The 13,765-nt window shown below is 58.0% G+C and carries 14 protein-coding genes and 2 pseudogenes; 12 read left to right on the plus strand and 4 right to left on the minus strand.

The window, feature by feature from the left end:
* Position 1: 1 nt before the first annotated feature.
* Genes FOY56_RS02825 through FOY56_RS02840 form a run of 4 tightly spaced genes read left to right on the plus strand, consistent with a single transcriptional unit; the run spans position 2 to position 3,358 of the window.
* Positions 2-499, plus strand: a complete 498-nt coding sequence (locus FOY56_RS02825) for a Na+/H+ antiporter subunit E (RefSeq protein ID WP_146344274.1) — start codon at positions 2-4, stop codon at positions 497-499.
* A complete protein-coding gene (locus FOY56_RS02830; RefSeq protein WP_425468350.1) occupies positions 496-768 on the plus strand; it encodes a K+/H+ antiporter subunit F in 273 nt (90 codons plus the stop codon). Before FOY56_RS02825 ends, FOY56_RS02830 begins: the two co-directional genes overlap by 4 nt.
* Positions 769-775: 7 nt before the next feature.
* Positions 776-1,147: a Na+/H+ antiporter subunit G gene (locus FOY56_RS02835; RefSeq protein WP_146344275.1), complete on the plus strand. Its 372-nt coding sequence runs from the start codon at positions 776-778 to the stop codon at positions 1,145-1,147.
* A 45-nt stretch (positions 1,148-1,192) separates the two neighbouring features.
* Positions 1,193-3,358, plus strand: coding sequence for a selenide, water dikinase SelD (locus tag FOY56_RS02840; protein WP_146344276.1), 2,166 nt, complete (start codon positions 1,193-1,195; stop codon positions 3,356-3,358).
* On the opposite strand, the gene mnmH is transcribed toward FOY56_RS02840, so the two are convergent.
* Entirely contained in the window at positions 3,334-4,410 is a 1,077-nt protein-coding gene (gene mnmH, locus FOY56_RS02845) for a tRNA 2-selenouridine(34) synthase MnmH (RefSeq protein WP_146344277.1), read from the minus strand. The genes FOY56_RS02840 and mnmH overlap by 25 nt on opposite strands.
* A 139-nt stretch (positions 4,411-4,549) precedes the next feature.
* Here mnmH and FOY56_RS02850 point away from each other — a divergent pair, with 139 nt between their 5' ends.
* Positions 4,550-5,011, plus strand: a complete 462-nt coding sequence (locus FOY56_RS02850; RefSeq protein WP_222434952.1) for a MarR family winged helix-turn-helix transcriptional regulator — start codon at positions 4,550-4,552, stop codon at positions 5,009-5,011.
* Positions 5,012-5,013: 2 nt separating this feature from the next.
* On the opposite strand, the gene FOY56_RS02855 is transcribed toward FOY56_RS02850, so the two are convergent.
* The gene (locus FOY56_RS02855) at positions 5,014-5,679 is read right to left on the minus strand and encodes an SOS response-associated peptidase (RefSeq protein ID WP_146344278.1); all 666 of its coding nucleotides are present in this window, start codon (positions 5,677-5,679) and stop codon (positions 5,014-5,016) included.
* A 573-nt stretch (positions 5,680-6,252) separates the two neighbouring features.
* Between FOY56_RS02855 and FOY56_RS24115 the strand changes: the two genes are divergently transcribed.
* The 3 genes and pseudogenes from FOY56_RS24115 to FOY56_RS02870 all read left to right on the plus strand — a co-directional run bounded on the left by FOY56_RS24115 (position 6,253) and on the right by FOY56_RS02870 (position 8,710).
* The gene (locus FOY56_RS24115) at positions 6,253-6,348 is read left to right on the plus strand and encodes a hypothetical protein (RefSeq protein WP_425468355.1); all 96 of its coding nucleotides are present in this window, start codon (positions 6,253-6,255) and stop codon (positions 6,346-6,348) included.
* Positions 6,326-6,841 (plus strand): annotated as a pseudogene (locus FOY56_RS23860) (sulfotransferase family protein). The gene FOY56_RS24115 and the pseudogene FOY56_RS23860 overlap by 23 nt, the downstream one beginning before the upstream one ends.
* A gap of 120 nt (positions 6,842-6,961) precedes the next feature.
* On the plus strand, positions 6,962-8,710 hold the full coding sequence (locus tag FOY56_RS02870) for a tetratricopeptide repeat-containing sulfotransferase family protein (protein WP_186766222.1): 1,749 nt from the start codon (positions 6,962-6,964) through the stop codon (positions 8,708-8,710).
* Positions 8,711-8,879: 169 nt separating this feature from the next.
* On the opposite strand, the gene FOY56_RS02875 is transcribed toward FOY56_RS02870, so the two are convergent.
* On the minus strand, positions 8,880-9,587 hold the full coding sequence (locus FOY56_RS02875; protein WP_146344281.1) for a Crp/Fnr family transcriptional regulator: 708 nt from the start codon (positions 9,585-9,587) through the stop codon (positions 8,880-8,882).
* A gap of 217 nt (positions 9,588-9,804) precedes the next feature.
* Between FOY56_RS02875 and FOY56_RS24090 the strand changes: the two genes are divergently transcribed.
* From FOY56_RS24090 to FOY56_RS23875, 4 genes and pseudogenes are all read left to right on the plus strand, one after another.
* On the plus strand, positions 9,805-10,527 hold the full coding sequence (locus FOY56_RS24090; RefSeq protein ID WP_342779768.1) for an MBL fold metallo-hydrolase: 723 nt from the start codon (positions 9,805-9,807) through the stop codon (positions 10,525-10,527).
* Positions 10,524-10,886: a hypothetical protein gene (locus FOY56_RS24095; protein ID WP_342779769.1), complete on the plus strand. Its 363-nt coding sequence runs from the start codon at positions 10,524-10,526 to the stop codon at positions 10,884-10,886. Before FOY56_RS24090 ends, FOY56_RS24095 begins: the two co-directional genes overlap by 4 nt.
* Positions 10,887-10,982: 96 nt before the next feature.
* Positions 10,983-11,378: pseudogene (locus FOY56_RS23870) on the plus strand (alkyl sulfatase dimerization domain-containing protein); the annotation flags it as partial.
* Between the two features lie 111 nt (positions 11,379-11,489).
* Positions 11,490-11,909: an alkyl sulfatase C-terminal domain-containing protein gene (locus FOY56_RS23875; protein WP_246139409.1), complete on the plus strand. Its 420-nt coding sequence runs from the start codon at positions 11,490-11,492 to the stop codon at positions 11,907-11,909.
* A 266-nt stretch (positions 11,910-12,175) separates the two neighbouring features.
* Here FOY56_RS23875 and FOY56_RS02885 read toward each other — a convergent pair whose 3' ends face one another.
* Positions 12,176-13,750 carry a bifunctional metallophosphatase/5'-nucleotidase gene (locus tag FOY56_RS02885; protein WP_146344282.1) on the minus strand — a complete coding sequence of 525 codons (1,575 nt, stop codon included), beginning with the start codon at positions 13,748-13,750 and terminating at the stop codon, positions 12,176-12,178.
* Positions 13,751-13,765 lie beyond the last annotated feature (15 nt).

Consider the following 13,765-nt stretch of genomic DNA (forward strand, 5'->3'; position numbering starts at 1 on the left):
GATGAAGCTGCTTGCCCGGATCTTCCCGCATCCTCATTTGACCATTCTGCTAACCGTCGTCTGGTTGCTTATGGTCAACAAGTTCTCGTTGAATTCTTTGGTGTTCGGCTTGTTCCTGGGCATCGTCATCCCGTTTCTCACACGTCCCTACTGGCCCGACCGCCCGCAACTGCTTAGCTGGCCGCGCGTTGTTGAATATGTGCTGGTGGTGCTGTGGGACATCGTTGTTGCGAACTTTATCGTCGCCCGGATCGTTCTGTTCAAACCTAACGCCAAACGCTCGCCCGGATGGGTTTGCGTGCCGATCGAATTGCGCGCACCCGAGGCGATTACCGTGCTGGCCGGGACCATTACCATGACCCCGGGCACCCTGACCGCCGACCTGTCGGACGAAGGGCACTGCCTTCTGATCCATTGCCTGGACGCGCCGGACCCGGCTGCTATCCGGGATGAAATCAAGCAACGATACGAGCGCCGCCTGAAGGAGATTTTCGAATGATCCTGACATACGCTATCTATTTCGCATTCGCCTGTTTCGGTGCCGGAATGCTGATGAACATGTGGGTCGTGATCACCGCCGAAGGCATCGGCGACCGGATCCTTGCACTTGACACAATGGTTATCAACACGATCGCCCTTATCGTGCTTTACGGCGTCAACATCGGCAGTGAGATCTTTTTCGAAGCCGCAATGATCATCGCCATGCTGGGCTTTGTGTCGACAGTGGCCTATGCGCGCTATCTGCTGCGCGGCAATATCATCGAGTGAGGATGCCATGGAACAGTATTTCGATATCCTGATCGCGTTCTTCCTGGTGGTTGCCGGCCTGTTTGGGTTTGTCGGGTCTTTCGGCCTGATCAAGCTGAACGATCAGATGTCACGGCTGCACGCGCCTACAAAGGCGACGACGCTGGGGGTTGGCGGTGTTTTGATCGCGTCGATCCTGCATTCGGCAGTCAGTGAACATCACCTGTCGCTGCACGAATTGCTGATTACCTTGTTCCTGTTTCTCACCGCTCCGATCACGGCGAACTTCATTGCCAAGGTCCATGTTCATCGGCACCAAACCCCCGAGACCCTGCCGCCAGCCGGTGAGGATTCGACCTGGGCCACGTTTATGACCGAAGACAAAGATGACGAGTCCTGAACCGGCCCACCGCCCCTAGCAGCCCAACCCCGAGGAGCACGTTTCGTGCATCAGACACCGCTTCCCCTGACCCGCGATCTGGTTCTTGTCGGTGGCGGGCACACGCACGCGCTTGTGCTGCGAAAGTGGGGCATGACGCCGTTGCCCGGCGCGCGCGTTACTGTGATCAACCCCGGCCCCACAGCACCCTATTCCGGGATGTTGCCGGGGTATGTCGCTGGCCACTATGACCGCGAGGCGCTGGACATTGATCTGATCCGGCTTGCCCGGTTCGCCGGTGCGCGGGTCATCGTTGGCGCTGCCGATGGCATCGATCTGACGGCCCGTGAAATCCATGTCCCGGGGCGACCGCCGGTTGCCTTCGACGTCTGTTCGATCAATGTCGGCATTACGTCTGACATGCCTGCCATCCCGGGATTTGCAGATCATGCAATTCCGGCCAAACCGCTTGGCCCTTTTGCCGAGCGATGGTCGGCGTATTTGCAGGGCGATGGCACCGCACAGGTCGCGGTGATTGGTGGTGGCGTTGCCGGGGCCGAATTGATCATGGCGATGGCATATGCCTTGCGCGCCAAGGGCCGCAAGGCGACCCTGACGCTGATCGACAATGCCACGGCGCTGAGTGCGATCGGAGAGAAAGCCGCTGCGGTCATACGCCGGACTTTCGATGATCTGGGGATCGACCTGCTGGAAAACGCATCGATCGATCGGATTGCCGCCGATCACATTCTGCTGGCCGATGGACGCTCTGTTCCGGCCGAATTCGTGACCGGGGCAGCCGGTGCACGCCCCTATGAGTGGATCGCCGATAGCGGGCTGGCATTGCAGGACGGGTTCATCAAAGTCGACCCGATGCTGCGCAGCAGTGATCCCGCCGTGTTCGCCGCCGGGGATTGCGCCCACCTGACCGCCTCACCCCGCCCAAAGGCCGGTGTTTTTGCCGTACGCGAGGCGCCGGTACTGTTCGACAACCTGTGCGCCACATTATCCGGCGACCCGCTTCGGACCTTCAAGCCGCAAAACGATTACCTGAAACTGATCTCGTTGGGCGGTAAGGCTGCACTGGGGGAACGGTTCGGCATGACGGTCTCGGGGCCGCTGATGTGGCGCTGGAAGGATCACATCGACCAGACGTTCATGAACCGGTTTCGGGATCTGCCGCAAATGGAGCTTCCCGAACTGCCGCCGATGCACGCCATAGGCGCGGATGTCGCGTTGGGCGACAAACTGTTGTGCGGTGGATGCGGGTCCAAGGTTGGGCGGAATGCCCTGCGCGGAGCTTTGAAACCGTTTTCGACCCTCAGCCGCGATGATGTTACCCCGCTGGCCGGTGATGACGCCGCTCTGCTGCACATGGGGGGCACGCGGCAAGTGCTGAGTTCAGACCACCTGCGGGCGGTGACCAACGATCCTGTGCTGATGACACGGATTGCCGCCGTCCATGCATTGGGCGACATTTGGGCGATGGGAGCAGAGCCGCAGGCGGCGACAGCCAACCTTATCCTGCCGCGCATGTCCCCTGCCCTGCAGGAGCGCACCCTGAGCGAGATCATGAGTGTCGCGACAGACGTCATGGCACAGGCCGGAGCCGACATCGTGGGTGGCCACACAACGCTGGGCGACGAACTGACCATCGGATTTGCCGTGACCGGTCTGTGTGACAATGACCCTATCACGTTAAACGGGGCAAAGCCGGGCGATGCGTTGATCCTGACCAAGCCACTGGGAAGCGGCGTGGTGATGGCAGCTGAAATGGCGGGGCTGGCGCGTGGAGACTGGGTGTCGTCGGCCTATGCCCACATGTGCCAGCCACAGGGCGAAGCCGCGCGTTTGCTGACAGGCGCCCAAGCGATGACAGATGTGACCGGGTTTGGGTTGGTCGGCCACTTGGTGGGCCTTTGCGAGGCCTCATCCGTCGGGGCTGAACTGGATCTGGCGGCCATTCCGGTGATGGAAGGTGCGCTGGAGCTTTCGGAAAAAGGCGTGCGATCCAGCCTGTTTGACGATAACGCGGCCATCGCTCCGGCCTTGCCGACCCACGGCAAGGCGGCGCTTTTGTTCGATCCACAGACATCGGGCGGGTTGCTGGCCGCCGTCGCGCCCGATCGGGCCGATACAATTGTTGCCGCATTGCGCGAAGCCGGGTATCCGGCCGCCCGCATCGGGTCACTTACCGAAACGCCGCTTCAGCTTTCTCTCACAGGTACTTGAGAGAGACGATCAACGACAGTTTCGATCTGCCCCGCAAGGGCATCAAGATCTGGCGCAGCCAGCCCGGTCGTCTGGATCTGCGCGGCAGAAACGGCCCCAATGGCGCGCCGCGACTTTTCATAAGACGGATCATAGTGCTGTTCCATCAGCGCGCGCGTCAGCCCCGCTTTGTCGCCCGCATCGATAAAGGCCATCCAGCCGTCCACCACGGCATGGCTGCGGTGCATCCTGAGCGGGTTGAGCTTTCTGCGTAACCTGTCGGCATCCGACAGGATGTCATCATAGGCCTGCACCAGATACCGTGTCCGGGCTTCTGTCGTGGCCATGATTTCGATCCGTGGTGCGACTTTCATCGACACCCACAGGCTGGGCGGAATGATCCGTTCACCGATTTTGCTGGATTCCGCTTCGACCACAACCGGGCGGGCCGGGTCCAGACCATTCAGCGCCACAGCCAGCGCCGATTCGAAGGCTTTCTGGCTGGGCTGCGGGTCGGCCATTCCGCCCAGCAGAGACCCACGATGAGCGGCCAGACCTTCAAGGTCCAGCACTTGCACACCCCGCTTTGCCAGCAAATGCAACACTTCAGTCTTGGCCGTGCCGGTATACCCGTCCAGCGCAATCAACCGATGTGGGAGAGGATCCGTATACAAAGCCTGGTTCACCAGACGACGATAGGTGCGATAGCCACCGTTGATGACATCCGATCGCCAGCCGATCTGCCCCAGCATCCAGCCGAAAGATCCTGAACGCTGTCCGCCGCGCCAACAATAGACCAGCGGTCGCCAGCCGCCTTCCTGATCGCGCAAAGCGGTTTCGATATGGTGTGCCGAGTTCCGAAACACCTTGGCGGCTCCGATCTTGCGGGCCAGGAACGGGCTTTCCTGCTTATAAATCGTTCCGACCTCGGCCCTCTCTGCATTGTCCAAAACCGGCAGGTTGATCGCGCCGGGAATGTGATCCTCGGCATACTCTGCCGGGCTGCGCACGTCGATCACCGTATCAAAGCCATGTGCAAGCAGTTCGGACAGAGTTTTGAATTCCTTAGTCATGCCCCGGGTCTTACAGCGCCAACCTGCCAAGGGAAAGGCGGGGGGTTGCCTGTGACATCGGGTTTGAGCAGGACGTGGCTTGCTGCCAGGGACAGGATTGCCCAGAATAGCGCGGCTTACAGCGAGGAAAGACACCTTCATGGATATCCACACCATGCCCGGCCACCTGATCCGGCGACTAAACCAGATCTCGGTCGCGTTGTTCATGGACCAGATGGAACAGGCCGGAGTGTCGTTGACCCCGGTCCAGTTTGCGGCCCTTAGTGCGATCCAGGAAAAACCCGGCATTGATCAGGCAACTGTCGCGGGCATGATTGCCTATGACCGTGCAACTCTTGGCAAAGTGATCGACCGGCTGGATGCCCGGGGGCTGGTCGCCCGAAGCAAGTCGCGCAAAGACCGCCGCTCCAAGGAACTGACCCTGACGTCGGAAGGTGCCGCACTTCTGAAAGAAGCGCTTCCATTCGTGAAAAAGGTCCAGCCCGCCATTCTGGCTGGTCTTAGCGACGCCGAGCGGGATGTGATCGTAGATCTGCTGCAAAAGACCACAAAGGCCGGAAATGACCACAGCCGGGCACCGTTGACGACCCCCGACCAGTGACGTCACCCATCGTCAAACGGTTCAATCAGTTCGGGTCCACTGGCGCGGTTCGAATTCACGCGCGGATCAACGCGGTGAAACGCCAGCACCCCCTGCGCCCCCGGATGCATCAAACGGGCCGCGCCCTTGCCCTGCTCCCCCAGCCATAGCGCCCAACTGTCGGGCTCAAGGATAAGCGGCATTCGATGATGAATGCCTTTCAGATCCTCATTGGCGGCCGTGGTAACAACCGCGCAAGTCGGTATCGCGTCATCTTTGCCCCATGACTGCCAAATCGCGGCAAAAGCAATTGGCGCCGTATCTTGTCGATAGATGTACCAGGGAAGGCGGGTGCCGTCTTCCGTCTTGGTCCACTCGTAGAACCCGCTTGCAACGACAATACAGCGCCGCTCGCGGCAGGCGGCGCGAAACGCCGGCTTTTCGGCAATCGTTTCGGCCCGGGCATTGATCAGAAGCGGTCCGTCGGTGGGGCTTTTGTACCAATGCGGCAAAAATCCCCACCGCATCGGGATCAGGCTGCGCCCAGTCTGGGTACCGCGAACGACATGCACTTGCGTGGTCGGGCACACGTTGAAGTTCGGCACAGTCGGCAGGTCGTTCGCGGGTTGTGCCGCGAACAGCTGCGCCATGGCGTCGTTGGGCAGCGTAATTGCAAAGCGTCCACACATTTTTTCGCCAGTTTATTCGTCGACCCGCGTTTAACTCTCAGATCCGCAAAACTTTGCAAGTCGCACTCGTTGAAACTCCGAAGGGCGAGGGTTTGTTTCAAAATCATGACATCACTCCACCCCATAATGCAGATACAAACCGACTTGCTCAACGGCAAGCCGAACACGGCCCTTAAAATGTCGCGGAAGTGGATGAAACGAGATCCTCGCAACCCACATTCTGTCTGGTCGAAAATGGAGATCTGGATCTTGGCGTACAGGTTTATGCCAAAACGCTGGTGCTGGACCCGGCAAATGCCGAAGCGCTCTTTCACCTTGCCGATCTGAAACCTGATCAGCGCACAGCCACTGCTGCGCATGACGCTTTGAAACGCCCCGGATTACACCTATCCGAGCGCGCCAACCGCGCTATGGCCGGGCATATGCCTTACGATAGGGATGCAGACTGGGCCCTGAACGCAGCAATCATACAGTATTTTCCGAATACCCAGAATTTACCCGATGGTCACGCAATCCCCCGGGGCCGATTTTGTTCTGGGTTTACCGCGTTCCGGAACGACCCTTGTCGAAACCATGCTCGGCCTTCATCCAACCGTCGAACCACTCGGAGAACTGGTCGCCGCTGGCCCGCTTTCTCTATCCGATCATCGAAACCCACCAGCCCTTTGACAGTTTTCAGGCAACTGCGTTTCGACACACCTATGCACAGGCTCTCCCACAGATATCGGGCGGCAATCGTGCCTATGTCGACAAAATGCCTGAAAACTATCGCCTGATCGGAATCCTGAAGCGATCTTTTCCGGAAAGCCGGATTATTTGCCTGCACCGTGATCCGCGCGATGTGGCGTTATCGATGTGGCGGGGGCATTTCGCGGGTTCGGCGCTGAGCTAGACCTATGACCTTGATGCCATGGCGCATCGGTTTATCCTGTTTGCCGGGTTGATGGCCTTCTGGCCTTTTCGGTTTCCGGGTCAGATCCTGGATGTCAGCTATGAAAGCCTGGCTGCCGCGCCCCAGCAGGAAAGTGCCAGAATCGCCCGGTACTGCGATCTGGACTGGCAGCCCCAGATGGCCCGCCCGGACCTCTCAGGCGCGCCGGGTCTCACCGCAAGCGCTGCGCAGGTTCGCCAGCCGGTGCACCGAAGATCAGTTGGCAAATGACAGCATCACGCTGATATGCTTGCGCCGTATCTTGATGGGTTGGATCTGGACCTTTGGACGGGACTGAACTGCCGTGTAATAGCCCTTGAATTCGGGCCGTATATCTTTCAATGCTCTGATATGAGTGTTCAGTCAGATTTTGAAACCGCTGCAACCCAGTTGCGCGAAGGTCGGGCCAAATCGGCGCTGAAAACCGCCAAAGCGGCAATAAAGCGACATAAATCGCATCCTGCTTTCCCGAACTTCGCAGGAATTGCGCTGTGCAGTCTAGATCAACACCGCGCTGCGATTCCTTTTTTTCAGAAGGCGTTGAAATTTGCGCCCGACTTTCACGACGCGCGCAAGAACCTTGCGCAGTCACTGGTGGTTCTGAACCAGTTCGAAACAGCGGCGCGGCTTCTGGAAGGTCTGGTCGGCAAGACCCCGAACGATTCTGGCGCGTGGTATCTTCTGGCGCTGGCAAGCTATGAGAATGGTATCAATGACCGTGCGCTTGAAGCGGCGGAACATGCCATCGAACTGGCACCCGGCTTCGCCCAGGCCTTCAATCTGCGCGGCCTGATCCTAGCCAGCCAGGGTCGGATCGTCGAGGCTTTGAATGATTTCCGCACGGCTATGAAATTGGCGCCCGACGATGTCGAAATCCTGCTCAACGCCAGTGAACCGCTGGCTGAACACATGCAGCATCAGGTCGCTCTGATCGCCCTTCAGCGTGCCGTGGCCATCGCGCCGGACAATACCAAGGCGCAGTACTGGCTGGCTTCGCAACACCTGTCACTGGGCGACACTGACGCGGCCCGCGACGGATTTCGCACCGTGCTGGACCTGCGGCCAGATCACGCCGGTGCGCTTGAGCGCCTAAGCGCCCTGCAGTCGGCAGACGATAACTCTGACCTGCTGCCGCAGATCCGCGCGGCAATGAAATCCCAACCCGCTAAAGGAACAGAACTCGCCCAGCTGAATTTTGCTGCAGGCAGGATCGAAGAGCAACTGGGGCATGACGACAAAGCAGTATCTGCGTGGGCCTCTGCGAACCGGGCTCTGTCAGTGCTCCACCCCTATGACGCCGATGAGGACAGCGCGCTAAACGACTCCCTGCTGGCCCGTTTCAACGGAACGCAGGTGCAAAATGCAACGATGCCTGACGGTCCGCGCCCGATCTATGTGCTGGGCCTGCCAAGGTCCGGGACGTCGCTAACCGAAGCGGTGCTAAACGCGAATTCCCATGTGGTGGGCCTGGGCGAACGCAGTGCTGCGTCAATCCTGATCTATCCCTTGGTGACAAAAGAGACACCGTTCGATGCAATGGCAATTGCCGATTTCATTCGTCAGGACAGTGCAATGTTGCCTGAGTTTCCAGAGGGCACCACGGCCTATGTCGACAAGATGCCCGAAAATTACCGCCTCACCGGTTTTCTTCTGGCGGCCTATCCCGAGACCACGGTCATCAACGTGCAACGGGATCCACGCGACATCGCGCTGTCGATGTGGAAGGCTGGCTTCAAGGGTCAGGCACTGGGCTATACCTACGACCTGAAAGCCATGGCGCACCGGTTCAACCTGTATGCAAAGTCAATGCAGCACTGGCACAAGACTTTTCCCGGGCGGATCATCGATCTGCGGTATGAAGACATGGTTCAGGACGTACACGCCGCCAGCCAGTTGCTGGCCACACACTGCGGGCTGGAGTGGGAACCGACCATGGCCCGCCCTGACCTGAACGCCGAGCAGGTCCTGACGATGAGCGCCAGTCAACTGCGTCAGCCGGTCCATACAAGATCCGTCGGGGGGTGGCAGCGGTACGAGGCGATGCTGCAACCCTTGATCGACGGGCTGGATCCGGCGCTGTGGCCTGAACTGGACAGCTAGACCATAGACCTGTGGCCAGTGTCCCTGCTATTTTTCCAACAGCAAGCGACCTGACTGATAAAAGCAACAACGTCCAATCTGCTGACTATCCAGACACGCCCTTGACCGGCCCGAATGGTCCATTGCAGACCATGCGCGCCCAACATCCCATCTTCGGGTTCAGACGCAGTCACCCGGCTCCGAGTTTGTCGGCTAAATGCCTTAACTCTTCGGCATCCCTGATCACGATCTTGCCGTAATAGGTTTCCAAAATACCCCGGCGTCTCATGTCGCGAAAAGCGCGCCGGACGATGGGAGCTGAAACCCCGGCGGCCAAAGCAAAGTCCAACTGCGAGATCGCAACCGAATTATCGGCGTCCAACCGGTCATTGTCGGCCATCCAGGCCAAGCGCCTCGCGACCAATTCAACACCGTCGCCCGTGACAATTTCGGCGATAACTTCCTGCATCTGACGCCTTAAAGCGTTGTCGTGCGCGATTATGTCGATGTAACGCCTTGGATCTGCATTCAGGAAATGCATCAATTCTCTTCTGGAAATACTCAGTAATTCTGACGGCTGACGCGCGATGGCGAACCCCATTGCGGGCTCGTTGGTGATAACGTCTGAAAAACTGTACCACTTGCTTTGCTGCCCGGACGGGAAAGCCAGTTCGTCATTGTTCGGGGCTAGAAGCTGAACATCGATCTGGCCCCGGATCAGCCCATGAACATGGGTTGGCGCCTTTCCACGTGGGTATAGGACTTGTCCGATTTCCAGTGCCTTTAATGCACCCAGTTCCAGAAATGCATCCTTAACAGCCAGGCTTCTGGTAGAGAGCCACCCAGACCCTCGCAAAATGTCATTTTGCTTTGCCGTCAGTTTTCCGGAATTTCCCATAACGGTCCTTCAAGCACACCCATCGCTTCATCGCCGACCCGATGACGAAGCACTCATTTTTTGAAGTTGCTCTGGTGATCAAGTCTAACGCAGCACCCCACTCTATCATCGTTCGTGAGGAGTTTTTCAGCGCCAACAATGATCCAGAAGGGCCTGCCCGGTCCAAATGCGCTGAGGTTGGATTTTGCCTGTCAAAAAACAAGAACAGAGAAACAAAATGACCACCCGTCGCAATTCCCTAAAATCCATTCCCAGTGTTGGAACGGCATTTGCCGTTTCTGCAAGTGTTCTACTGGACGACGCTGTCGCGCATGCACAAGACGTGGCGGCACCACTGGATGGCCATTTTCACCCCAAGGGCAAAGCACCGTCTGCGCATACCAAGGCGATCCTGAAAAAAGCACGCGCCCAACTGCCTTTTTCTGACACGCAGGATTTTGAGGAGCAGAAACGCGGCCTGATCGCCGAGATGCCCGAAAAACAGGTCATGGTGGATGCCGGGCATGTCGCCTGGGATAAGAAACGGTTCGACTTCCTGGATACCGACACGGATTTCGACGGCATTCATCCACCGCTCCAGCATATTTCCCGGCTGAACCAAAACTATGGGCTCTATGAGGTCAGACCGGGATTCTATCAGGTGCGTGGGTTTGATCTATCCGACATTTCATTTGTTCGGGGTGAAACCGGTTGGATCGCCATCGACCCTCTGATTTCCGCCGAACCGGCACGGGCCGCACTTGAGTTATTCCAGGAACATGTTGGCGAAGGCCGTCCGGTCACAGCCGTCATTTTCTCGCATTCACACACTGACCACTGGGGCGGCGTTCGTGGCGTTGTTGACGAGGCAGATGTACGCGCTGGCAAGGTCGAAATCATCGCACCACGCGACTTCATGGAGCAACGATCTCGGAAAACATTTATGCTGGTAACGCGATGAACCGGCGGCTGTTCTATCAGTATGGTCTGTTGTTGCCAGCCAACCCGCATGGGTTTGTGGGTCAGGGTCTTGGCCAGGGCGTCTCGGCTGGTCAGGTCGGCCTGATCGCCCCAACCCGCTTCATCGAAGATGACGTCGAAGACATCGTCGTCGATGGCGTTCGGATGATCTTTCAGAATACGCCGGGCACCGAAGCACCGTCGAACATGAACACCTATTTCCCTGAGACAAAAACGCTGTGGATGACTGAAAACGTGACCGCAACCCTGCACAACGTTTGTACACTGCGCGGCGCCCCTGTGCGTAATCCGTTACGGTGGGCGAAATACACCTCTCAAGCGCTGGTGTTGTACGGTTAGGAACCGGAGGTGATGTTCTATTCGCACCACTGGCCACGTTGGGGCAATGACCGCATCCAGCAAATTCTGCGTGACCAAAGGGATCTTTATGCGCATATGAACAATCAGGTTCTGCACTACGCGAACCAGGGCGTGACCATCAACCAGATCCACAACGTGTACGAATTGCCGGAAAGCCTGCAGAACGCCTGGCACACTCGTGGCTATCACGGCTCTCCCGAGCACAACAGTCGCGGTGTTATCCAACGTTATCTCGTTTTTTGAGACTGCAACCCGGCCACCCTTATCCCGCATTCTCAGGAAGATTCCGCACCACTTTATGTCGAGATGATGGGCGGGTCTGGCGCAATTATAACCAAGGCGCTGGAATTGCACGAAGCAGGTGATTACAAGTTGGCGAGTGAGATCTTGAATAAACTGGTCCATGCCGAGCCGAGGAACCAACCGGCCCGTGACCTGTTAGCAGATGTTTATGAACAGATCGGCTATCAGCAGGAAAACCCGGGGCTACGTAACTCGTTCCTGTCTGGCGCGTTCGAACTCCGGTCAGGTATTCCTGAAGGTGACAGTCCTGATTCATCCAGCCCTGACGTCATTCGGGCCATGTCGACAGAACTGTTCCTGAACTTCCTCGCCATCAAGATGGACGGGCGCAAGGTTGCGGGACACCAGTACAAGATCAATCTGAGCACAGCTGACAACGGTGAAAAGTTCCTGATCGAGTTGTCCAATTCGACACTGACCAACGTCGAGGGCTATCTGCACAATGATCCGGACCTGTCGATGACGATCAATCGCACAGACCTTGAAACCGTCATTGCAGGCGACAAAGACCTGGAAGCACAGTTCGCCGACGGTACCGCGACATTCGAGGGGGACATCGGCATTCTTGTTGTGTTGGCAGCTGCAATGGTTGACTTCGACCCATTGTTCGGAGTTCTGCCGTGCACCCGAGATCCGCAGCATACGGAACCGCATTCCGAAGCCATTCAGGCTGTGACAGGTTTGCCACCAATCGAATAACGCCGAATCTGACGTTTTGATAAAGTGCGCGGGCCTGTTGTGAGCCCGCGCTGACACCAAACGCAGATGCATTGGAAAGCACACGGCGCCGGCCAATGCCACCGAAACGGATTTAAGCTTCTATCATGACCAAACCCTGCCGACTGCCCGGCCTTATCTGCAAGCCGATGCCCGACCTCGTGTCAGGAGAGATCGGGCTAAACATTCAGGCGATCAGGCCCAGCTCCAGAGTTCAGACGGGGCCAAGACGGCCCCGCCCGGCGTGTTTACTTCTTGGTGATACGCCCATCAGTATAGGGCTGGTACGGTGATGCCGCTGCAAGATACTCAGCCGTGACATCGGCCAGATCCGGGCCAAAGTCATAGGCGTTCTTGTCCTCGCCCTTGAACATCTTGTACCCGTCGCCACCATTGCGGACATAATTGTTGGTTACGACCAGATAGGTTGTCGCCGGATCCATCGGAACAAAACCGTCTTCGCTGGCCACCTTGGCCTCAACAATCCGGCTGCCCGCTGGTTGCGCCGAGTCCCAGGTGAAGGTCATGCCTGCGATCTGCGGAAAACGACCTGCGCCCTCTTCAACCTGGCTGACGCCGTTTTCCAACGCCTCCAACAGGCCTGCGCCCGAGATTTCGAAGGTGGACAGCGTATTCTGGAACGGCAGTACGGTCAGGACTTCGCCCATGGTGACCTCGCCGCCATCGATACTGGCACGCAGCCCGCCCGAGTTCGCGATGGCGATGGTCACGCCCTGATCAGCCACCCGGTCCAACATGGCATCCGCCACGAGGTTGCCCATCGAACATTCTTCGGCCCGGCAAACATCCCGATCACCGATAATCGGCTGCGCTGCGGCGGCGACCACCTTGTTACGGATTTCTTCCAGTGGAGCGGCCATTTCGGCGATCCTGGCAACCGTGCCGTCGTCTTCGGACACGCTCGCATCCATGATCAGCGGTTCGCCCATCGCTTCGATGATTTCACCGGAATCATTGAAGGTGACGTTCAACTCACCCAGAAACTTGCCATAGGCATAGGCCTGCACGATCTGAACGCCATTCACGATAGTTGGGTATGGCCCCGCAGCCCGGTCGGACACGTTCGAAAGATACGTGTTCGAATGGCCGCCCACGATCACATCAACACCTGTGGTTTCGGCCGCAACACGCTGGTCAACGCCGTACCCGGAGTGGCTGAGCACAAAAATCTTGTTGACGCCCATGGCGGTCAGCTTGTCGACTTCGCCCTGGACGGCGGCAACCGGATCCGAGAACGAAATATTCGGACCGGGGCTGGCCAGTTCATCTGTGTTCTGTGGGGTCAGGCCGATCAGGCCCAGCTTTTCGCCGCCACGTTCAATAACTGTGGATTTTTGCAATACACCAGCCAGCTGAGGCTCAGCGCTGATATCCGCGTTCGACATCAGGATCGGAAAATCGATCGCATCCATGAAGCCGCGCAACACTTCGGGGCCGTCGTCGAATTCATGGTTGCCCACGGTCATCGCGTCATAGCCCATCTTGTTCATCATCTCGGCGGCCAGCTTGCCCTTGTAGTAGGTATAAAACAGCGAGCCCTGGAACTGATCTCCGCCATCGAACAGAACCGAATTGTTCGACCGCTTGCGTGCATCCGCAATGGCCGTGACCAGACGGGCCGAACCGCCGAAACACTTGCCTTCCTGATTGCTTTCCGCCGAACAGCCGCTGTCATATTTGCTGATCGGTTCGAACCGGGCGTGGAAGTCATTGGTGTGCAGAATCGTCAGCTTATAGTCGGCTGCGGCCATACCTGCGGTCATGCCAAGGGCTGCGACCGAAGTCAGGAATCGGGTTAACATGTGTAAACTCCCTAC

The organism is Falsiphaeobacter marinintestinus, assembly GCF_007923355.1.
Classification (GTDB): domain Bacteria; phylum Pseudomonadota; class Alphaproteobacteria; order Rhodobacterales; family Rhodobacteraceae; genus Phaeobacter_A; species Phaeobacter_A marinintestinus.